At 62.8% G+C, this 19492-nt stretch carries 22 protein-coding genes; all 22 read left to right on the forward strand.

Going from position 1 to position 19492, the window contains the following annotated elements; all coding sequences use genetic code 11:
* Window positions 1–78 precede the first annotated feature (78 nt).
* Complete coding sequence (gene fliS, locus ACQKQA_RS22050; protein WP_427562364.1) at window positions 79–474, forward strand: flagellar export chaperone FliS; 396 nt, start codon at window positions 79–81, stop codon at window positions 472–474.
* Window positions 475–484: 10 nt separating this feature from the next.
* Complete coding sequence (gene fliT, locus ACQKQA_RS22055) at window positions 485–781, forward strand: flagellar protein FliT (RefSeq protein WP_075118555.1); 297 nt, start codon at window positions 485–487, stop codon at window positions 779–781.
* Window positions 782–955: 174 nt separating this feature from the next.
* On the forward strand, window positions 956–2431 hold the full coding sequence (locus tag ACQKQA_RS22060) for a sigma-54 dependent transcriptional regulator (RefSeq protein WP_007922638.1): 1476 nt from the start codon (window positions 956–958) through the stop codon (window positions 2429–2431).
* 128 nt (window positions 2432–2559) lie between these two features.
* Window positions 2560–3753: a sensor histidine kinase gene (locus tag ACQKQA_RS22065; RefSeq protein WP_427562368.1), complete on the forward strand. Its 1194-nt coding sequence runs from the start codon at window positions 2560–2562 to the stop codon at window positions 3751–3753.
* A gap of 5 nt (window positions 3754–3758) precedes the next feature.
* Entirely contained in the window at window positions 3759–5168 is a 1410-nt protein-coding gene (gene fleR, locus ACQKQA_RS22070; RefSeq protein ID WP_427562371.1) for a sigma-54-dependent response regulator transcription factor FleR, read from the forward strand.
* Window positions 5169–5296: 128 nt separating this feature from the next.
* Window positions 5297–5623: a flagellar hook-basal body complex protein FliE gene (fliE, locus tag ACQKQA_RS22075; protein WP_427562373.1), complete on the forward strand. Its 327-nt coding sequence runs from the start codon at window positions 5297–5299 to the stop codon at window positions 5621–5623.
* A 15-nt stretch (window positions 5624–5638) separates the two neighbouring features.
* Window positions 5639–7426: a flagellar basal-body MS-ring/collar protein FliF gene (gene fliF, locus ACQKQA_RS22080; RefSeq protein ID WP_427562376.1), complete on the forward strand. Its 1788-nt coding sequence runs from the start codon at window positions 5639–5641 to the stop codon at window positions 7424–7426.
* Window positions 7419–8438: a flagellar motor switch protein FliG gene (gene fliG / locus ACQKQA_RS22085; RefSeq protein WP_007922630.1), complete on the forward strand. Its 1020-nt coding sequence runs from the start codon at window positions 7419–7421 to the stop codon at window positions 8436–8438. The genes fliF and fliG overlap by 8 nt, the downstream gene beginning before the upstream one ends.
* Window positions 8439–8447: 9 nt before the next feature.
* A complete protein-coding gene (fliH, locus tag ACQKQA_RS22090) occupies window positions 8448–9272 on the forward strand; it encodes a flagellar assembly protein FliH (RefSeq protein WP_427562379.1) in 825 nt (274 codons plus the stop codon).
* Window positions 9262–10620 carry a flagellar protein export ATPase FliI gene (gene fliI / locus ACQKQA_RS22095; protein ID WP_427562427.1) on the forward strand — a complete coding sequence of 453 codons (1359 nt, stop codon included), beginning with the start codon at window positions 9262–9264 and terminating at the stop codon, window positions 10618–10620. The genes fliH and fliI overlap by 11 nt, the downstream gene beginning before the upstream one ends.
* 6 nt (window positions 10621–10626) lie before the next feature.
* Window positions 10627–11076, forward strand: coding sequence for a flagellar export protein FliJ (gene fliJ, locus ACQKQA_RS22100; protein ID WP_427562381.1), 450 nt, complete (start codon window positions 10627–10629; stop codon window positions 11074–11076).
* Window positions 11077–11187: 111 nt separating this feature from the next.
* A complete protein-coding gene (locus ACQKQA_RS22105; RefSeq protein WP_427562384.1) occupies window positions 11188–11493 on the forward strand; it encodes an STAS domain-containing protein in 306 nt (101 codons plus the stop codon).
* A gap of 5 nt (window positions 11494–11498) precedes the next feature.
* Window positions 11499–13205, forward strand: a complete 1707-nt coding sequence (locus ACQKQA_RS22110; RefSeq protein ID WP_427562385.1) for a SpoIIE family protein phosphatase — start codon at window positions 11499–11501, stop codon at window positions 13203–13205.
* A gap of 30 nt (window positions 13206–13235) precedes the next feature.
* Window positions 13236–13580, forward strand: a complete 345-nt coding sequence (locus ACQKQA_RS22115) for an Hpt domain-containing protein (protein WP_075118565.1) — start codon at window positions 13236–13238, stop codon at window positions 13578–13580.
* A 109-nt stretch (window positions 13581–13689) separates the two neighbouring features.
* Window positions 13690–15054: a flagellar hook-length control protein FliK gene (locus ACQKQA_RS22120; RefSeq protein WP_427562388.1), complete on the forward strand. Its 1365-nt coding sequence runs from the start codon at window positions 13690–13692 to the stop codon at window positions 15052–15054.
* Window positions 15055–15220: 166 nt separating this feature from the next.
* Window positions 15221–15724 (forward strand): flagellar basal body-associated protein FliL, encoded by a 504-nt coding sequence (gene fliL / locus ACQKQA_RS22125; protein ID WP_427562391.1) that lies wholly within the window; start codon window positions 15221–15223, stop codon window positions 15722–15724.
* A gap of 9 nt (window positions 15725–15733) precedes the next feature.
* Window positions 15734–16702, forward strand: a complete 969-nt coding sequence (gene fliM / locus ACQKQA_RS22130) for a flagellar motor switch protein FliM (RefSeq protein ID WP_427562394.1) — start codon at window positions 15734–15736, stop codon at window positions 16700–16702.
* A gap of 54 nt (window positions 16703–16756) precedes the next feature.
* Window positions 16757–17224: a flagellar motor switch protein FliN gene (gene fliN / locus ACQKQA_RS22135; RefSeq protein ID WP_427562397.1), complete on the forward strand. Its 468-nt coding sequence runs from the start codon at window positions 16757–16759 to the stop codon at window positions 17222–17224.
* On the forward strand, window positions 17225–17662 hold the full coding sequence (gene fliO / locus ACQKQA_RS22140) for a flagellar biosynthetic protein FliO (RefSeq protein WP_427562399.1): 438 nt from the start codon (window positions 17225–17227) through the stop codon (window positions 17660–17662). It begins immediately after the preceding gene.
* Window positions 17662–18411, forward strand: coding sequence for a flagellar type III secretion system pore protein FliP (gene fliP, locus ACQKQA_RS22145; RefSeq protein WP_427562402.1), 750 nt, complete (start codon window positions 17662–17664; stop codon window positions 18409–18411). The genes fliO and fliP overlap by 1 nt, the downstream gene beginning before the upstream one ends.
* 24 nt (window positions 18412–18435) lie before the next feature.
* Window positions 18436–18705, forward strand: coding sequence for a flagellar biosynthesis protein FliQ (gene fliQ, locus ACQKQA_RS22150; protein WP_075118572.1), 270 nt, complete (start codon window positions 18436–18438; stop codon window positions 18703–18705).
* A gap of 3 nt (window positions 18706–18708) precedes the next feature.
* Window positions 18709–19491 (forward strand): flagellar biosynthetic protein FliR, encoded by a 783-nt coding sequence (gene fliR / locus ACQKQA_RS22155; RefSeq protein ID WP_427562405.1) that lies wholly within the window; start codon window positions 18709–18711, stop codon window positions 19489–19491.
* The last annotated feature ends 1 nt before the right edge of the window (window position 19492 follow it).

The raw sequence follows: 19492 nt of genomic DNA on the forward strand, positions 1-19492 counted from the left end.
TGGCTTTTGATCTAAAGTTTTTTGACGCAGCGTCGATACGCTGGTTATACGAACCCTTGAGTTTTGATGAGGTAGAACATGAACCCGATGTTAGCCCTTCGGCAATACCAGAAAGTCGGATCCCAGGCGCAGACTTCCGAAGCCAGTCCTCATCGCCTGGTACAAATGCTGATGGAGGGTGGTCTGGATCGTATCGCTCAGGCCAAGGGGGCGATGGAGCGCAAGGATATTCCCGGCAAGGGCGTATTTATCGGCAAGGCCATTGGCATTATCGGTGGCTTGCGTGAAGGGCTCGACCTGGAAAACTCGTACGACACCCTGGGTGATCTGGACGGGTTGTACGCCTACATGATGACGCGTCTCACCGAGGCCAACGTCAAGACCGACCCGGCGATTCTCGACGAAGTCGCCGATCTGCTGCGCACCGTCAAGGAAGGCTGGGACGCCATCGGAACGCCGGGTCCGCAGTTCTAAGGAGATCACCATGAGTCTTGTATTGCAGCGTATCGAAGAAACCCGTGAAGCACTGGTCGCCGCCTTGGCCGAGCGTAACTGGGAAGCAATCGGTCAGCTGGATCTGGCCTGCCGTTCCTGCATGGAAGACATCTTGAGTGAGAGTCCGGAGGACGAAGCTGCATTGCGCGAGAATCTGCAGGAGTTGCTGGGGGTCTATCGGCAACTTCTGGAGGTGACGACGGGGGAGCGTCAGGCAATAGTCGACGAGATGTCACAGATCCATCAAGCACAGAACGCGGCAAAGGTTTACCATCTGTTCGGTTAATTAACCCCCGCAGTTAATCCGAATCTAGTGCGCCATAAATTTGACTGTGCACGCTTTTTTGACTTAACTAGTGGCTGTTTTCAGATTTCAGACGTCTATCAGGCTCAAAATGCCTAAAAGCGTCTAGCTTGCCCTGATTCCGGGCATTGAGTTGACTAGGGAAGTTGCTATTGCATGTGGCGTGAAACCAAAATTCTGCTGATTGATGACGATAGCGTCCGCCGCCGCGACCTGGCGGTGATTTTAAATTTTCTTGGTGAAGAAAATTTACCCTGTGGTAGCCATGATTGGCAGCAGGCTGTCGGCTCATTGTCATCAAGTCGTGAAGTAATCTGTGTCCTCATCGGGACTGTAAATGCTCCTGGGGCACTTCTGGGCCTGTTAAAGACACTCTCGACCTGGGATGAGTTCCTTCCGGTTTTGTTAATGGGCGATAATTCTTCCATTGACCTGCCTGAAGACCAGCGTCGTCGAGTGCTTTCCACCCTGGAAATGCCGCCCAGCTACAGCAAGTTGCTCGATTCCCTGCACCGTGCCCAGGTCTATCGTGAAATGTACGATCAGGCCCGTGAGCGCGGTCGCCATCGCGAGCCCAACCTCTTTCGCAGCCTGGTTGGCACCAGTCGGGCGATCCAGCATGTGCGACAGATGATGCAGCAAGTGGCCGATACCGACGCCAGCGTGCTGATCCTCGGCGAGTCCGGCACCGGCAAGGAAGTGGTCGCGCGTAACCTGCACTATCACTCCAAGCGCCGCGAAGCGCCGTTCGTGCCGGTCAACTGTGGCGCGATTCCGGCTGAGTTGCTCGAGAGCGAGCTGTTCGGTCACGAGAAGGGCGCCTTTACCGGGGCGATCACCAGTCGTGCCGGGCGTTTCGAGCTGGCCAACGGCGGCACCCTGTTCCTCGACGAAATCGGTGACATGCCGCTGCCGATGCAGGTCAAGCTGCTGCGGGTGCTGCAGGAGCGGACCTTCGAGCGTGTGGGCAGCAACAAGACCCAAAGCGTCGACGTGCGGATCATCGCCGCGACCCACAAGAACCTCGAGAGCATGATCGAGGTCGGCAGTTTCCGCGAAGACCTGTACTACCGCCTGAATGTGTTCCCGATCGAGATGGCGCCGCTGCGTGAGCGTGTGGAAGACATTCCGCTGCTGATGAACGAGCTGATCTCGCGTATGGAGCACGAGAAGCGCGGTTCGATCCGCTTCAACTCCGCGGCCATCATGTCGCTCTGCCGGCATGGCTGGCCGGGCAACGTCCGTGAGCTGGCGAACCTGGTGGAGCGCATGGCGATCATGCACCCCTATGGTGTGATCGGTGTGGTCGAGTTGCCGAAGAAATTCCGCTACGTCGACGACGAAGACGAGCAACTGGTGGACAGCCTGCGCAGCGATCTGGAAGAACGGGTGGCGATCAATGGCCATACGCCGGACTTCGCCGCCACCGCCATGCTGCCGCCGGAAGGCCTGGACCTGAAGGATTATCTCGGTGGTCTGGAGCAGGGGTTGATCCAGCAGGCGCTCGACGATGCCAATGGCATTGTGGCGCGGGCCGCGGAGCGTTTGCGTATTCGTCGTACCACGCTGGTGGAGAAAATGCGCAAGTACGGCATGAGCCGTCGTGAGGGTGATGAACAGGCGGATGATTGACGCCTGTTTTTTAACCTGTTGAAAACCGGGCGGTTTTTTTTCGGCACGGGTATTGCTAAGTCTCTCGCAACGTTCCGTTTAACTGACGGTCAGCCACGCGAGAGAGCACGATGCCCCAAGCCGCCCAGATGTCTCCTGCCCCTGAAGCCCAGGGGCAATCGTCGTCCGTAGAGCAGGCAAGCCGGCTTGGCCTTGAGCAGGCGTTTGCCTTGTTCAACCAGATGTCGAGCCAGCTTTCCGACTCCTACAGCATGCTCGAGGCCCGGGTGACCGAGCTCAAGGGTGAACTGGCCGTGGTCAGCGCCCAGCGCATGCAGGAACTGGCGGAAAAGGAGCGTCTGGCCAACCGTCTGCAAAACCTCCTCGATCTGTTGCCTGGCGGCGTCATCGTCATCGACGCCCAGGGTATCGTCCGTGAAGCCAATCCCGCCGCCTGCGACCTGCTGGGGCTGCCCCTCGAAGGCGAGCTGTGGCGTCACGTCATTGCGCGCTGCTTTGCGCCGCGAGAAGACGACGGCCATGAAATTTCCCTGAAGGATGGTCGGCGCTTGTCGATCGCCACCCGTTCGCTGGATGCCGAGCCGGGCCAATTGGTGCTGCTCAACGACCTGACTGAAACCCGTCACCTGCAAGACCAGTTGGCCCGCCATGAGCGTCTGTCGTCCCTGGGGCGCATGGTGGCGTCCCTGGCGCATCAGATCCGTACTCCATTATCCGCCGCGTTGCTGTATGCCAGTCACCTGACCGAGCAGGAACTGCCCGTCGCCACCCAGCAACGGTTTGCCGGGCGCCTGAAAGAGCGGCTGCATGAGCTGGAGCATCAGGTGCGCGACATGCTGGTGTTCGCCCGGGGCGAGCTGCCGCTGACCGATCGCGTCACCCCCAAGGCCCTGCTGCAAGCGTTGCAGGCGGCGGCCTTGACCCATGTGCAGGACGTACCGGTGCGCTGGCAGTGCGACAGCCATGCCGGCGAGTTGCTGTGCAATCGCGACACCTTGATCGGGGCAGTGCTCAACCTGATCGAGAACGCCATCCAGGCCAGTGCTGGCCAGGTGCGTCTTAAAGTTCATCTGTATACCCGTGGCAACGACTTGCGGCTGTGTGTCAGCGATAGCGGCTGCGGCATCGATGCCGCGGTGCTGGCGCGCCTGGGAGAACCGTTTTTCACCACCAAGGCCACGGGAACCGGCTTGGGCCTGACAGTCGTCAAGGCGGTGGCGCGTGCCCATCAGGGAGAATTGCTACTGCGCTCGCGTCCTGGGCGCGGTACCTCTGCGCTGGTGGTTCTGCCGCTGTTCTCCGGCGCTCAAGGAGTGGAGTGAAGGTAATGGCAATCAAGGTTTTACTGGTTGAAGACGATCGCGCTCTGCGCGAGGCCCTGGCGGATACGCTGCTGTTGGCCGGTCATGACTACGAGGCGGTCGGCAGCGCGGAAGAAGCGTTGGAGGCGGTGTTCGACGAGTCGTTCAACCTGGTGGTCAGCGACGTCAACATGCCGGGCATGGATGGTCATCAGTTGTTGGGGCTGCTGCGTGCGCGCCAGCCGCAGTTGCCGGTATTGCTGATGACGGCCCACGGCGCGGTCGAGCGTGCGGTCGAGGCCATGCGTCAAGGAGCCGCCGACTACCTGGTCAAGCCGTTCGAGCCCAAGGCCCTGCTGGATCTGGTGGCGCGACATGCCCTGGGTTGCCTGGGCACGGCGGAGGGCGAAGGGCCGGTGGCCTTCGAGCCGGCCAGTGCGCAGTTGCTCGAGCTGGCGGCGCGGGTCGCGCGCAGCGATTCCACGGTATTGATCTCGGGCGAGTCCGGCACCGGTAAAGAGGTGTTGGCGCGATACATTCACCAGCAGTCGCCGCGTGCCAACCAGCCATTTATCGCCATCAACTGCGCGGCGATTCCGGACAACATGCTCGAAGCCACGCTGTTCGGTCACGAGAAGGGGGCCTTTACCGGTGCCGTCGCGGCCCAGCCCGGCAAGTTCGAGCTGGCCGATGGCGGCACCCTGTTGCTGGATGAGATTTCCGAGATGCCCCTGGGGCTGCAGGCCAAGCTGCTGCGGGTGTTGCAGGAGCGCGAAGTCGAGCGGGTCGGCGCGCGCAAGCCCATTGCCCTGGATATCCGGGTGGTGGCGACCACCAACCGCGACCTGGCCGGCGAAGTGGCGGCGGGGCGTTTCCGTGAAGACCTTTATTACCGATTGTCGGTGTTTCCGCTGGCCTGGCGTCCGCTGCGCGAGCGTACCGCCGATATCCTGCCGCTGGCCGAGCGTCTGCTGGCCAGGCACGTCAATAAAATGAAACATGCGGCGGCCCGGCTGTCCGCCGAGGCGCAGGCCTGCCTGGTCGGTTATCCGTGGCCGGGTAACGTGCGGGAGCTGGATAACGCCATCCAGCGTGCGTTGATCCTGCAGCAGGGTGGCCTGATCCAGCCGGAAGATTTTTGCCTGGGCGGGCCGTTGGCCTGTGTGCCGTTACCAGTCATGGCACCCGCCGCGGTGACGGCGGTGCGCAGCGTTCCGCTGGAGGCCGATGTGCCGCCGGCTGAGTCGGTCGGGGCTCTGGGCGACGATCTGCGGCGCCGGGAATTCCAGATGATCATCGACACGTTGCGCGCCGAGCGTGGCCGGCGCAAAGAGGCGGCCGAACGGCTGGGTATCAGCCCGCGTACCTTGCGCTACAAGTTGGCGCAGATGCGCGATGCCGGAATGGATGTCGAGGCTTATCTGTTTGCAACATGAAAGGTTTAAGACTGACGCCGTGCAGGCTTTTGTTCGGTGTCTCCGTGGAGCTGGCACCCTTGTTGCTAACACCTCACTAACCGCTGTGCGAGTGTCAAAAAAATGCGGGTCGTCGGAGAGAGTAGACCATGAGCCAAGGTATTGAATTTAATCGCTTGATGTTGGACATGCGGGCCATGCAGATGGACGCCATGGCCAAGCCTAAATTGGCCGCGGTGCCGCAGATGAGCGGCAGCAGTTTTTCCGACATGCTTGGGCAGGCGGTGAACAAGGTCGCCGACACTCAGCAGGCATCCAGCCAGTTGGCCAGCGCTTTCGAGATTGGCAAGAGCGGCGTCGACCTGACCGACGTGATGATCGCCTCGCAGAAGGCCAGTGTGTCCTTCCAGGCACTGACCCAGGTGCGTAACAAGTTGGTTCAGGCATACCAAGACATCATGCAGATGCCGGTTTAAGGACGAGATTGAGTCATGGCAGAAGCAGTCGCCGATAACGTACCGGCCAAGGCCACTCCGACAGAAGGCAAACCGCCGCTGTTTGGTCTGTCCTTTCTGGAAAACCTCTCCGAAATGACCATGCTGCGTCAGGTCGGCCTCCTGGTCGGTCTGGCCGCCAGCGTGGCGATTGGTTTTGCCGTGGTGTTGTGGTCCCAGCAACCCGATTACCGTCCTTTGTACGGCAGCCTCGCCGGCATGGACGCCAAGCAGGTCATGGACACCCTGGCCTCCGCTGACATTCCCTACACCGTCGAACCCAACTCCGGTGCCTTGCTGGTCAAGGCCGACGACCTGTCGCGCGCGCGCCTCAAGCTGGCCGCTGCCGGCGTGGCTCCGGGCGATGGCAACATCGGTTTCGAGATCCTCGATAAGGAACAGGCCCTGGGTACCAGCCAGTTCATGGAAGCGACCCGTTATCGTCGCGGCCTGGAAGGCGAACTGGCACGCACCATTTCCAGCCTGAACAACGTCAAGGGCGCACGCGTGCACCTGGCGATCCCGAAAAGCTCGGTGTTCGTTCGCGACGAGCGCAAGCCCAGTGCTTCGGTACTGGTCGAGCTGTATTCCGGTCGTTCGCTGGAACCGGGCCAGGTGGTGGCCATCGTCAATCTGGTGGCGACCAGCGTTCCCGAGCTGAGCAAATCGCAGATCACCGTGGTCGACCAGAAGGGCAACCTGCTCTCCGACCAGGCGGAAAACTCCGAACTGACCATGGCCGGCAAGCAATTCGATTACAGCCGCCGCATGGAAACCATGCTGACCCAGCGGGTGCACAACATCCTGCAGCCGATCCTGGGCAACGACCGCTACAAGGCTGAAGTGTCCGCCGATGTGGACTTCAGTGCGGTCGAGTCGACTTCTGAGCAGTTCAACCCCGATCAGCCGGCGCTGCGCAGCGAGCAGTCGGTCAACGAACAGCGCTCCAGCAGCATGGGCCCGCAAGGCGTGCCTGGTGCTTTGAGCAACCAGCCGCCGTCGCCAGCCAGCGCGCCGCAGACCACCGGTGGCGCTACCGCGGCCGCCGGCATGGTGCAGCCTGGCCAGCCGCTGTTGGATGCCAACGGCCAACAGATCATGGACCCGGCCACCGGCCAACCGATGCTGGCGCCGTATCCGAACGACAAGCGTCAACAATCCACCAAGAACTTCGAGCTGGATCGCTCCATCAGCCACACCAAGCAGCAGCAGGGTCGTCTGAGCCGGCTGTCGGTGGCGGTGGTGGTGGACGATCAGGTCAAGGTCAACCCGGCCAACGGCGAAACCACCCGCGCACCGTGGAGCGCCGACGAATTGGCGCGCTTCACCCGCCTGGTGCAGGACGCCGTGGGCTTCGACGCCAGTCGTGGCGACAGCGTCAGCGTGATCAACGTGCCGTTCTCCGCCGATCGCGGTGAAGTGATCGCCGACATTCCGTTCTACTCGCAGCCCTGGTTCTGGGACATCGTGAAACAGGTACTGGGTGTGCTCTTTATCCTGGTCCTGGTGTTCGGCGTGCTGCGCCCGGTGCTCAACAACATCACCGGCGGCGGCAAGGGCAAGCAACTGGCAGGGCTCGGCAGCGATGTCGAACTCGGCGGCATGGGCGGCCTGGATGGCGAGCTGGCCAACGATCGCGTCAGCCTCGGCGGCCCGCAGAGCATTCTGCTGCCTAGCCCGAGCGAGGGTTATGACGCGCAGTTGAACGCAATCAAGAGTCTGGTGGCAGAAGATCCGGGTCGCGTGGCCCAGGTCGTGAAAGAGTGGATTAACGCAGATGAGTGATAACCGAGCCGCTACCGCCAAACTGACCCGGGTCGACAAGGCCGCGATTCTGCTGCTGTCCCTGGGTTCCACCGATGCCGCGCAAGTGCTGCGCCACATGGGCCCCAAAGAGGTTCAGCGAGTGGGCGTGGCCATGGCGCAGATGGGCAATGTGCACCGCGAGCAGGTCGAGCAGGTGATGAGCGAGTTCGTCGACATCGTCGGCGACCAGACCAGCCTCGGCGTGGGCTCCGACGACTACGTGCGCAAGATGCTCACCCAGGCCCTGGGCGAGGACAAGGCCAACGGCCTGATCGACCGCATCCTGCTGGGTGGCAACACCAGCGGCCTGGACAGCCTGAAGTGGATGGAGCCGCGTGCCGTGGCGGACGTGATCCGTTACGAACACCCGCAGATTCAGGCGATCGTGGTGGCGTACCTCGATCCGGACCAGGCGGGCGAAGTGCTCGGCAACTTCGACCACAAGGCGCGCCTGGACATCATTCTGCGGGTGTCTTCGCTCAATACCGTGCAGCCGGCCGCCCTGAAAGAACTCAACCAGATTCTCGAGAAGCAGTTCGCCGGCAACTCCAACGCCTCGCGTACCACCCTGGGTGGTATCAAGCGTGCTGCCGATATCATGAACTTCCTCGACAGTTCGATCGAAGGCCAGCTGATGGACTCGATCCGCGAAGTCGACGAAGACCTGTCCGGTCAGATCGAAGACCTCATGTTCGTGTTCAACAACCTCGCCGATGTCGACGACCGCGGCATCCAGGCGCTGCTGCGCGAAGTCTCTTCCGACGTGCTGGTCCTGGCCCTCAAGGGGTCGGACGAAGGCGTCAAGGAAAAGATCTTCAAGAACATGTCCAAGCGGGCGGCCGAACTGTTGCGCGACGACCTCGAGGCCAAGGGCCCAGTGCGCGTCAGCGATGTGGAAACCGCGCAGAAAGAAATCCTCACCATTGCCCGCCGTATGGCCGAAGCCGGAGAAATCGTTCTCGGCGGGAAGGGCGGCGAAGAAATGATCTAAGGTCGCGTTATGTCGTCCAGCAGTGATGAAGCCCACAGCGACCTGATTCGCGCTCGGGACGTCGGTGGTTTCGACGTCTGGGCGCTGCCCAGTTTCGACCCCGATGTACCTGAACCCGAGCCGGAGCCGGAGCCGGAAGAACTGCCGGTGGAGATCGAGGAAGTGCCGCTGGAGGAAGTCCAGCCGCTGACCCTCGAAGAGCTCGAGAGCATTCGCCAGGAAGCCTATAACGAAGGTTTCGCCACGGGCGAAAAGGAAGGTTTCCACAGCACCACGCTGAAGGTCCGCCAGGAAGCCGAAGTGGCCCTGAACGCCAAGCTGGCACCGCTGGAAACGCTGATGGCCAATCTGTTCGAGCCGATCGCCGAGCAGGACACCCAGATCGAAAAGGCCTTGGTCAACCTGGTGCAACACATGACGCGCCAGGTGATCCAGCGCGAGCTGGCCATCGATTCAAGCCAGATCGAGCATGTCATGCGCGAAGCCCTCAAGCTGTTACCGCTGGGCGTGGGTAACGTGCGCCTGTATATCAACCCGCAGGACTTCGCCCAGGTCAAAAGCCTGCGCGAGCGCCATGAGGAAAGCTGGCGCATCGTCGAGGACGAAGCCATGCTGCCGGGCGGTTGCCGGGTCGAGACCGAGCACAGCCGTATCGACGCGACCATGGAAACCCGGATCGCCAAGATCATGGACAAACTGTCCGATCAGCTTCACGAGCAGGCTTTGCATCCCGCCGGTCCCGACCTGAGCGTCGAACTGGGGGCCGCCACTGATCGACCTGCGGCGGATGTCGACCCTGTCGATCTCGCGCCGGACCCTGCCGATGCGCCTTGACCGCACCAGCTTCGGCAAGCGCCTGAGCAGCTACGCCGAAGCCACCGAACTGCCGAACCAGCCGATTCTCGAAGGTCGCCTGTTGCGCATGGTCGGCCTGACCCTGGAGGCCGAAGGCCTGCGGGCGGCCATGGGCAGTCGCTGCCTGGTGATCAACGACGACAGCTATCACCCGGTGCAGGTCGAGGCCGAGGTGATGGGCTTTTCCGGCAGCAAGGTATTCCTGATGCCGGTCGGCAGCGTCGCCGGCATTGCCCCGGGCGCCCGTGTGGTGCCGCTGGCCGATACCGGTCGCCTGCCGATGGGGATGAGCATGCTCGGGCGGGTGCTGGACGGTGCCGGGCGTGCGCTGGACGGCAAGGGCGGGATGAAGGCCGAGGACTGGGTGCCGATGGACGGTCCGACCATCAACCCGCTCAAGCGCGATCCCATCAGCCAACCGCTGGACGTGGGCATTCGCTGCATCAACGGATTATTGACGGTGGGCCGCGGCCAGCGCCTGGGCCTGTTCGCCGGTACCGGCGTGGGCAAGAGTGTGCTGCTGGGCATGATGACCCGCTTTACCGAGGCCGACATCATTGTGGTCGGGCTGATCGGTGAGCGGGGTCGCGAGGTCAAGGAATTCATCGAGCACATCCTCGGTGAAGAGGGGCTCAAGCGCTCCGTGGTGGTGGCGTCGCCGGCGGACGATGCGCCGCTGATGCGTCTGCGTGCCGCCATGTACTGCACGCGGATCGCCGAATATTTTCGCGACAAGGGCAAGAATGTCCTGTTGCTGATGGACTCCCTGACCCGTTTCGCCCAGGCCCAGCGGGAAATCGCCCTGGCCATCGGTGAACCGCCGGCGACCAAGGGTTATCCGCCGTCGGTGTTCGCCAAGCTGCCGAAGCTGGTGGAGCGCGCGGGTAACGCCGAGGCCGGTGGCGGTTCGATCACTGCCTTCTACACCGTGCTGTCCGAAGGCGACGACCAGCAGGACCCGATCGCCGACTCGGCCCGTGGCGTGCTCGACGGGCACATCGTGCTGTCGCGACGCCTGGCGGAAGAAGGGCATTACCCGGCCATCGATATCGAGGCGTCCATCAGCCGGGTCATGCCGGCGGTGGTGAGCCCGGACCACATGACCCGCGCGCAGTATTTCAAGCAGTTGTGGTCGCGTTACCAGCAGGCGCGCGACCTGATCAGCGTCGGTGCCTATGTCGCCGGCGGCGATCGCGAAACCGACGCGGCCATCGCGCTGCAGCCGTCGATGGTCGCTTACCTGCGCCAGGGGCTCAACGACAGCATTGGCCTGGGTGAAAGCCAAGCCCACCTGGAGGTGGTTTTCGCTCCGGCAGCGGGCGGTTAATCCGCCATGGCCAACAGTCGCGCCGCGCGCCTGGCTCCCGTGGTCGAAATGGCCGAAAGCGCCGAGCGCACCGCCGCCCAGCGCCTGGGGCATTTCCAGGGGCAGGTACGTCTCGCGGAAAGCAAGCTGGGCGACCTGGAGCGCTTTCGCAGCGATTACCAGCAGCAGTGGATCGAACGCGGCAGCGGCGGCGTTTCCGGCCACTGGCTGATGAACTACCAGCACTTCCTCAATCAGCTGGAAACCGCGGTGGGGCAGCAGCGGCAAAGCCTGGCCTGGCACCAGAACAACCTCAACCGCGCCCGGGAAGCCTGGCAGCAGGCCTACGCCCGGGTCGAAGGGCTGCGCAAGCTGGTGCAGCGCTATATCGATGAGGCGCGCCAACTCGAAGACAAACGCGAGCAGAAGTTGCTCGATGAGCTGTCCCAGCGCCTGCCGCGCCAAGATCCGTACTGATTGCCATTCCGCTCGTCGCCGCTCGGTGTTCGGCAGCGGCGCTTCGGGTTGCCCGGGCGTGTACGGGGTGCTAAACCTTGTACAGATTGCCAATCACAAGGAAGCGGTATCATGTCAGTCGTTACTGAAGTATCACCGGACGGGCAAAAACTGACGATTTCGATCAAGGGACGTTTTGACTTTGGCCGGCATCAGGAATTTCGCGAGTCTTACGAGCACCTCAACAAAAAGCCCGATTCCATTGTGGTGGACCTGAAAGAAGCCACCTACCTCGACAGCTCGGCCCTGGGCATGCTGTTGTTGCTGCGCGACCACGCCGGTGGCGACGAATCCGATGTGCGTGTGATCAACAGCAATTCGGATGTGCGCAAGATCCTCGCCATTTCCAACTTCGACAAGCTGTTCGACATCAGTTGACCGACATGCAACCGATGGCGGCGCCTTTGCGGGTGCTGATCGCCGAGGACGGTGCGCCCGACCGCCTGTTGCTGTCGAGCATCGTCCGCCGCCAGGGGCACGAGGTGCTGACGGCGAGCAACGGTGCCGAGGCCGTGGAACTGTTCGCCCAGCAGCGTCCGCACCTGGTGCTGATGGACGCGATGATGCCGGTGATGGATGGCCTGGAAGCGGCCCGGAGGATCAAGCGGCTGGCCGGCGAGGCGCTGGTGCCGATCATTTTCCTCACCTCGCTCACCGAGAGCGAGGCGCTGGCGCGCTGCCTGGAAGCCGGTGGCGACGATTTTCTGGCAAAACCCTACAGCCCGGTGATCCTGGCCGCCAAGATCAAGGCCATGGATCGCTTGCGGCGCCTGCAGGAAACGGTGCTGCAGCAGCGTGACCAGATCACTCAGCATCATGACTACCTGCTCAACGAGCAGCGGGTGGCCAAGGCAGTCTTCGACAAGGTGGCGCATTCCGGCTGCCTGAGCGCGCCGAATATCCGTTACCTGCAATCGCCCTACGCCCTGTTCAATGGTGACTTGCTCCTGGCGGCCTTTACCCCGGCGGGCGACATGCACGTCCTGCTGGGGGATTTCACCGGCCATGGCTTGCCGGCGGCGGTGGGGGCGATGCCCTTGGCCGAGGTGTTCTACGGCATGACGGCCAAGGGCTACGGGCTGCCCGAGACCCTGCGCGAGATGAATGCCAAGCTCAAGCGCATCCTGCCGGTGGACATGTTCTGCTGCGCGACGCTGCTGTGCCTGAGTTTCCAGCGGCGGGCGGTGGAAGTCTGGAACGGTGGCATGCCGGACGGCTACCTGCATCGCCTGGCGACCGGCGAGCGTGTGCCGCTGGTGGCGCGCCATCTGCCCCTGGGCGTGCTGGGTGCCGAGGCGTTCGACGACCGTACCGAAGTCTTTCCCATGGTCCTGGGCGACCGGGTGTTCCTGTTGTCCGACGGGGTGATCGATACCTGCGATGCCAACGAGCAGTTGTTCGGTGTCGAGCGTTTGCAGCAGGTGTTTGCCGCCAATCGCGAACCGGGTCTGTTGTTCGAGGAGATCCAGCAGGCCCTGAGCGCGTTTGGTGGCGATGCCCGGGACGATGTGAGCATGGTCGAGGTCAGGCTGCTCGAGGCCAGGAAGCTGACGCCGTCGGTGCCGGTGTACTCCGACAGCGGCCAGTCCTGCCCACTGGACTGGTCGCTGAGTTTCGAATATCGCGCGGCCACCCTCAAGCGCTTCAATCCCTTGCCCTACCTGCTGCAACTGTTGCAGGAGGTGCATGGCCTGCGGGCGCAGAGCGGGGCGCTCTACAGTGTGCTGGCCGAGTTGTACTCCAACGCCCTGGAGCATGGGGTGCTGGGCCTGGACTCGAGCCTCAAGCGCGATGTTCAGGGCTTCAGCCGTTATTACCGGGAGCGCGCGGCACGGCTCGAAGCGTTGCAGGACGGATTTGTCCGGGTGCACCTGCAGGTGGAGCCCCGGGGCGCGGGCGGGCGCTTGCTGATCCGGGTCGAGGACAGTGGCAGCGGCTTCGATGTCGGGCAGGTGTTGGCGCGGCCCGTGGATAGCGATCGTCTGTCCGGGCGCGGGGTCAGCCTGATCCGCCAGCTCAGCCAGCATGCCAGTTGGTCCGACGATGGTCGCAGTGTCAGCGTGGAGTTTCTCTGGGAGCCTCTGGCATAATTCGCCGATTCTTGATCAAGGAGTGAGCAAGTGGCTGAAATTCATCTGGATCACGATGTGCTGAGCGCATTGCAGGAAGTCATGGAGGACGAGTACCCACTGTTGCTCGACACCTTTCTTTGCGACTCCGAAGAGCGTTTGCGCCAGTTGCACAAGGTCGACGACCCCCGTCAACTTGTCGCCACTGCCCACAGTTTCAAGGGCAGCAGCAGTAACATGGGGGCTATCCGCCTGGCCGAGCTGTGCCATCAGTTGGAGCAGCGTGCCAAGGATTCGTCGTTGCGCGGTATCGAGCAGTTGGTGGGCGAGATCGATGGCGAGTTCGCCATTGTCCGGCAGTTGTGCGAGCAGGAACGCCAGCGTTTTCATTGCTGAAACAGCAGCGCGATCGACGTTTTTTTCGCGAGCCGGCAAAGCTGGCTCGACCTTTGCAGTCAAGTCTCCCAACTGTACCTACGATTCCTGTGCAGCGGAGACCGTTTTCATGCCCGTTACCCCGAACATGCTTCTTCAGGCCGCCTCCCAGGCCAAGACTCAGGCCGCTTCCGCCACTGCCCAGGCCAGCGCTGCCGAGCCCGCGGATAAAGGCGCGAGCTTTGCCCAGGTGTTCGCCAAGGAAGCGTCGGGCAAGCCGGTAGCCGCCGCCGACGGCTCGCCCAAGCCCACCAGCAACAAGAGCAGCGATACCCGTGCCCAGGCCGCTCCGGCCCAGGATCAGGCTGCCGCCCCCGCGCCGACGGTTGCCGATAGCGGCAAGACCTTGCCTGCCGACCAGGCTGCCGGCAGCAACGACAAGGTTGCCGGTGAGCAGGCGTCGAGCGGCGATCAGCCGCAGACCGACGCACCGCTAGACCCATCCCTCGATCCGGCGCTGATGCAGGCGGCCCAGCCGGTGCCGTTGCCAGCCCCCGAGCCGGAAGCCGCGCCCGCGCCGGTACCGACGCAGGCGCAAGCCCAGCCGGTTGTCGCGGTGGTTGCCAGCACTGCGGCGCCAGTCGCAGAGCCGGTGCCCGTGCCGGTGGATCCTGAATTCGACCCTGAGGCCGATCCGCTGGATGCGCTGCCGGCCGTGCGCCTGGCCATGGAGCAGGGTGGGCATGTCTCGGCGTCCAGCCAGGCACCGAGCAAGGCGGCGCCGGCCGTGGTGGCCGATGACGGACCGACCTCGGCCCAGACCTTTGCCAGCGGCATGGCCAACATGCTTGATCTGCAGGCGAGCAAGGACAGCACCGAAGGGGGGGGCGAAAAGGCCTTCAGCGGCCTGCTCGATGACGGCCTCAAGGATCTCAAGAACGCCGCCAGCGATACCCGGGTCGATGACTTCGCCAACCGCCTGGCGGCCCTGACCCAGGCGGCCACGCCCAAGACCGCCAACGTGGTCCCGGTGAACCAGCCGCTGGCCATGCATCAGAACGGCTGGACCGAAGAAGTGGTCAACCGGGTCATGTACCTGTCCAGCGTCAATCTGAAGTCGGCCGAGATCCAGCTGCAACCGGCCGAGCTGGGGCGCCTGGATATCCGCGTGAACATGGTGCCGGACCAGCAGACCCAGGTGACCTTCATGAGCGCCCATGTCGGCGTGCGCGAGGCGCTCGAAGGGCAGATGTATCGCCTGCGGGACATGTTCCACCAGCAAGGCATGGGCCAGGTGGACGTCAATGTTTCCGACCAGCGCAGCTGGCAGGGTGGTCAGGAGCAGGCTCAGCAGGGGCAGCAGCGCAGCAGCGGCGCCAGCAGCAATGGCACGCGCCTGGACGCGGCGGATGACGAGCTGCCGCAGAGCGTCGCCGAAGTCGCCGCCAGCACCGCCACGGTCATTGGCTCCAGCGCCGTCGACTATTACGCCTGACCCGCGCTGCGGTCAGAGAACAGAAGATCGCCAGTCGCGCAGCGCCGCGGCTGGCGATCTTTTGCTTTGTGCTACGCCATCCCGCCAGTTCAGACAAATCTGGCATAACACTTGCTCTTGCCTTGCCGTGCGACTGTGAAAACCTGATTAGTGACGGATTATTGGCATGGCGAAGAGCGAAGCAGCAGAGAACACCCCCGCCGGGAAAGGCAAACTCAAGCTTATCCTCTTGATTGTTCTGGCCTTGTTGCTAGCGATCGGCTTGTCGGTCGGGGCTACCTGGTACTTCATGCACAGCAGTGCCCAGAGCAAGCCGGCCGAAGCCACCGAGGCGGCGAGCAACGTCAAGCCGGCGGCGATCTATGAGCCGATGGCGCCTGCCTTCGTGGCCAACTACACGCAGAACGGCCGTCAGCGCTACATGCAGGTGAGCATCACCCTGCTGGCGCGCAACCAGGCCGATCTGGATGCGCTGAAAGTGCATATGCCGGTGATCCGCAACAACCTGGTCATGCTGTTCTCCGGTCAGAGCTTCGACACCCTGGCGACTCCGGTCGGCCAGGAAATGCTGCGTCAGAAGGCCACCGCCAGCGTGCAGGAAGTGGCCCAGAAAGAGGTCGGCAAAGTGGTGGTCGAGCAGTTGCTCTTTACTAACTTCGTACTGCAGTAGGAACACGACATGGCCGTGCAGGACCTGCTGTCCCAGGATGAGATCGACGCGCTGCTGCATGGCGTCGACGATGGTCTGGTACAGACCGATAGTGCCGCCGAGCCCGGCAGCATCAAGAGCTACGACCTGACCAGCCAGGATCGCATCGTCCGCGGACGCATGCCGACCCTGGAGATGATCAACGAACGTTTTGCCCGCTACACCCGTATCAGCATGTTCAACATGCTGCGCCGTTCGGCGGACGTGGCGGTGGGTGGCGTGCAGGTGATGAAGTTCGGTGAATACGTGCACTCGCTGTACGTGCCGACCAGTCTCAACCTGGTGAAGATCAAGCCGCTGCGCGGTACCGCTCTGTTCATTCTCGACGCCAAGCTGGTGTTCAAGCTGGTGGACAACTTCTTCGGTGGCGACGGTCGTCACGCCAAGATCGAGGGTCGTGAATTCACCCCCACCGAACTGCGGGTGGTGCGCATGGTGCTGGAGCAGGCCTTCATCGATTTGAAGGAAGCCTGGCAGGCGATCATGGAAGTCAACTTCGAGTACATCAACTCCGAAGTGAACCCGGCCATGGCCAACATCGTCGGCCCGAGCGAAGCGATCGTGGTCTCGACCTTCCACATCGAACTCGATGGCGGTGGCGGCGACCTGCACGTGACCATGCCGTACTCGATGATCGAGCCGGTGCGGGAAATGCTCGACGCCGGCTTCCAGTCGGACCTGGACGACCAGGACGAGCGCTGGAGCAAGGCCCTGCGCGAAGACGTGCTGGATGTGGACGTGCCATTGAGCGCCACGGTCGCCCGCCGGCAGTTGCGCCTGCGCGACATCCTGCACATGCAGCCGGGGGATGTGATCCCGGTGGAGCTGCCGGAAGACATGATCATGCGTGCCAATGGCGTGCCGGCCTTCAAGGTCAAGCTCGGCTCGCACAAGGGCAACCTGGCTCTGCAAGTGGTCGAGCCGATCGAGCGCCGCTGAGCGGCGTTGTTATGAATTCGCTTTGTTAATGATTTTTTGCCCGCCGAGGACAACATGGCTGACGAACACGAAATGACTTCCGCAGATGACCAGGCCCTGGCTGATGAGTGGGCGGCCGCCCTGCAGGAAACCGGCGAGGCCGGGCAAAACGATATCGATGCCTTGCTGGCCGCCGATGCCGCTAATGCGCCGGCGTCCAATCGCCTGCCGATGGAAGAGTTCGGCAGTGTGCCGAAGAGCACCGAGCCGGTGACCCTCGACGGTCCGAACCTGGACGTGATCCTGGACATTCCGGTCTCGATCTCCATGGAGGTCGGCAGCACCGACATCAACATCCGCAACCTGCTGCAGCTCAACCAGGGGTCGGTGATCGAGCTCGACCGCCTGGCCGGTGAGCCGCTGGACGTACTGGTCAACGGCACGCTGATCGCCCATGGCGAAGTGGTGGTGGTCAACGAGAAGTTCGGCATCCGCCTGACTGACGTGATCAGCCCGAGCGAACGTATCAAGAAGCTGCGCTAAGTGAGAAAGGTACTCGCGCTGTTCCTGGCCTGGCCGCTCTCGGTCCTGGCTGCCGAGCCGGTGGCTGCTACGGCTGCGCCGGCGGTCGCTAGTGGCGGGGTGGCCGGCCAGCTGACCCAGCTGGTGCTGGGCCTGTTGCTGGTGGTGGGGCTGATCTTCTTTCTCGCCTGGCTGTTGCGCCGGGTGCAGCAGGCAGGTCCGGTCGGCAAGGGGCAGGTCATCGAACTGATCGGTTCGCGCTCGCTCGGCCCGCGGGACCGGCTGGTGCTGGTGCAGGTCGGCAACGAACAGATTCTGCTCGGCCTGACGCCGGGCACCATCACGCCGCTGCACGTGCTCAAGGAGCCCGTGCAGGCGCCGAGCGCCGAGCAGGCGACTCCGGAGTTTGCCCAGCGCCTGATGGAGCTGCTGGGCAAGGATCAGAAGGATAAGAAGTAATGCCGTTGCGCATCCTCTTGACGTTGGCCCTGATGCTGGCGGCGCCGCTGGCACTGGCGGCTGACCCGTTGTCGATCCCGGCAATCACCCTCGGCACCAACGCCGATGGCCAGCAGGAGTACTCGGTCAGCCTGCAGATCCTGCTGATCATGACGGCGCTGAGTTTCATCCCGGCGTTCGTCATCATGATGACCAGCTTCACCCGGATCATCATCGTGTTCTCGATCCTGCGTCAGGCCCTGGGCTTGCAGCAGGTGCCGTCGAACCAGATCCTCACCGGCATGGCGCTGTTCCTGACGATGTTCATCATGGCGCCGGTGTTCGACCGGGTGAACCAGGATGCGCTGCAGCCGTATCTGGCGGAAAAGCTCACCGCCCAGGATGCGGTGGCCAAGGCCCAGGTGCCGATCAAGGACTTCATGCTGGCCCAGACCCGCAGCAGCGACCTGGATCTGTTCATGCGCCTGTCTAAGCGCACCGACATCGCGACGCCGGATCAGGCGCCGCTGACGATCCTGGTGCCGGCCTTCGTCACCTCAGAGCTGAAGACTGCGTTCCAGATCGGTTTCATGATCTTCATCCCGTTCCTGATCATCGATCTGGTGGTCGCCAGTGTGCTGATGGCCATGGGTATGATGATGCTGTCGCCGCTGATCATTTCCCTGCCGTTCAAGATCATGCTGTTCGTGCTGGTGGATGGCTGGGCCTTGATCATCGGTACCCTGGCGGGCAGTTTCGGCGGTGTTTAAAACCTTGTTGGCGGGTGGCGCGCAATGACCCCTGAAGTGGCTGTAGACCTGTTCCGCGAAGCGCTCTGGCTGACCACCATGATGGTCGCCATCCTGGTGGTCCCCAGCCTGCTGGTGGGCCTGCTGGTGGCGATGTTCCAGGCCGCCACCCAGATCAACGAACAGACCCTGAGCTTCCTGCCGCGCCTGCTGGTGATGCTGGTGACGCTGATCGTCGCCGGCCCCTGGCTGGTGCAGACCTTCATGGAATACATCCTGCAGCTGTACGGCAGTATTCCGCAGTTGATCGGCTGAGCCATGTCCCTGCTGGCGCTCACCGACACGCAGATCAGCACCTGGGTCGCGACCTTCATGCTGCCGATGTTCCGGATCGGCGCGGTGCTGATGACCATGCCGGTCTTCGGTACGACCCTGTTGCCGAGGCGTATCCGCCTGTACTTCACCCTGGCGATCACCTTCCTGGTGGCGCCGGGCCTGCCGCCCATGCCGGCGGTCAATGCCCTGAGCCTGGGCGGATTGCTGCTGATCGCCGAGCAGATCATCATCGGCGCCTTGTTCGGCTTGGCCTTGCAGCTGTTTTTCCAGGCCTTCGTGATTGCCGGGCAGATCGTTTCGACGCAGATGGGCATGGGCTTCGCCTCCATGGTCGACCCTGCCAACGGCGTTTCGGCGGCGGTGATCGGGCAGTTCCTGACCATGCTGGTGACCTTGCTGTTTCTCGGCATGAACGGCCATCTGGTGGTCTTCGAGGTGCTGATCGAAAGCTTCACCACCTTGCCGGTGGGCAGTGCGCTGCTGGTCAATCACTTCTGGGAAATCGCCGGCAAGCTGGGGTGGGTGCTGGGCGCCGCGCTGCTGCTGGTGTTGCCGGCGATCACTGCGTTGCTGGTGGTGAACATCGCCTTTGGTGTGATGACCCGCGCGGCGCCGCAATTGAACATCTTCTCCATCGGTTTTCCGATGACCCTGGTGCTGGGCCTGGTGATTTTCTGGGTCAGCCTGGGGGACATTCTCAACCAGTACCAGCCGCTGGCCGTCGAGGCCCTGCAGCTGCTACGCGATCTGGCACAGGCTCGATAAA

Source organism: Pseudomonas sp. NPDC089530, assembly GCF_050280705.1.
Classification (GTDB): domain Bacteria; phylum Pseudomonadota; class Gammaproteobacteria; order Pseudomonadales; family Pseudomonadaceae; genus Aquipseudomonas.

Excerpts from the sequence above, each read along its gene's own strand:
- fliS (WP_427562364.1), top strand. The coding sequence starts at position 79 with ATGAACCCGATGTTAGCCCTTCGGCAATACCAGAAAGTCGGATCCCAG.
- fliT (WP_075118555.1), top strand. The coding sequence starts at position 485 with ATGAGTCTTGTATTGCAGCGTATCGAAGAAACCCGTGAAGCACTGGTC.
- ACQKQA_RS22060 (WP_007922638.1), top strand. The coding sequence starts at position 956 with ATGTGGCGTGAAACCAAAATTCTGCTGATTGATGACGATAGCGTCCGC.
- ACQKQA_RS22065 (WP_427562368.1), top strand. The coding sequence starts at position 2,560 with ATGTCTCCTGCCCCTGAAGCCCAGGGGCAATCGTCGTCCGTAGAGCAG.
- fleR (WP_427562371.1), top strand. The coding sequence starts at position 3,759 with ATGGCAATCAAGGTTTTACTGGTTGAAGACGATCGCGCTCTGCGCGAG.
- fliE (WP_427562373.1), top strand. The coding sequence starts at position 5,297 with ATGAGCCAAGGTATTGAATTTAATCGCTTGATGTTGGACATGCGGGCC.
- fliF (WP_427562376.1), top strand. The coding sequence starts at position 5,639 with ATGGCAGAAGCAGTCGCCGATAACGTACCGGCCAAGGCCACTCCGACA.
- fliG (WP_007922630.1), top strand. The coding sequence starts at position 7,419 with ATGAGTGATAACCGAGCCGCTACCGCCAAACTGACCCGGGTCGACAAG.
- fliH (WP_427562379.1), top strand. The coding sequence starts at position 8,448 with ATGTCGTCCAGCAGTGATGAAGCCCACAGCGACCTGATTCGCGCTCGG.
- fliI (WP_427562427.1), top strand. The coding sequence starts at position 9,262 with ATGCGCCTTGACCGCACCAGCTTCGGCAAGCGCCTGAGCAGCTACGCC.
- fliJ (WP_427562381.1), top strand. The coding sequence starts at position 10,627 with ATGGCCAACAGTCGCGCCGCGCGCCTGGCTCCCGTGGTCGAAATGGCC.
- ACQKQA_RS22105 (WP_427562384.1), top strand. The coding sequence starts at position 11,188 with ATGTCAGTCGTTACTGAAGTATCACCGGACGGGCAAAAACTGACGATT.
- ACQKQA_RS22110 (WP_427562385.1), top strand. The coding sequence starts at position 11,499 with ATGCAACCGATGGCGGCGCCTTTGCGGGTGCTGATCGCCGAGGACGGT.
- ACQKQA_RS22120 (WP_427562388.1), top strand. The coding sequence starts at position 13,690 with ATGCCCGTTACCCCGAACATGCTTCTTCAGGCCGCCTCCCAGGCCAAG.
- fliL (WP_427562391.1), top strand. The coding sequence starts at position 15,221 with ATGGCGAAGAGCGAAGCAGCAGAGAACACCCCCGCCGGGAAAGGCAAA.
- fliM (WP_427562394.1), top strand. The coding sequence starts at position 15,734 with ATGGCCGTGCAGGACCTGCTGTCCCAGGATGAGATCGACGCGCTGCTG.
- fliN (WP_427562397.1), top strand. The coding sequence starts at position 16,757 with ATGGCTGACGAACACGAAATGACTTCCGCAGATGACCAGGCCCTGGCT.
- fliP (WP_427562402.1), top strand. The coding sequence starts at position 17,662 with ATGCCGTTGCGCATCCTCTTGACGTTGGCCCTGATGCTGGCGGCGCCG.
- fliQ (WP_075118572.1), top strand. The coding sequence starts at position 18,436 with ATGACCCCTGAAGTGGCTGTAGACCTGTTCCGCGAAGCGCTCTGGCTG.
- fliR (WP_427562405.1), top strand. The coding sequence starts at position 18,709 with ATGTCCCTGCTGGCGCTCACCGACACGCAGATCAGCACCTGGGTCGCG.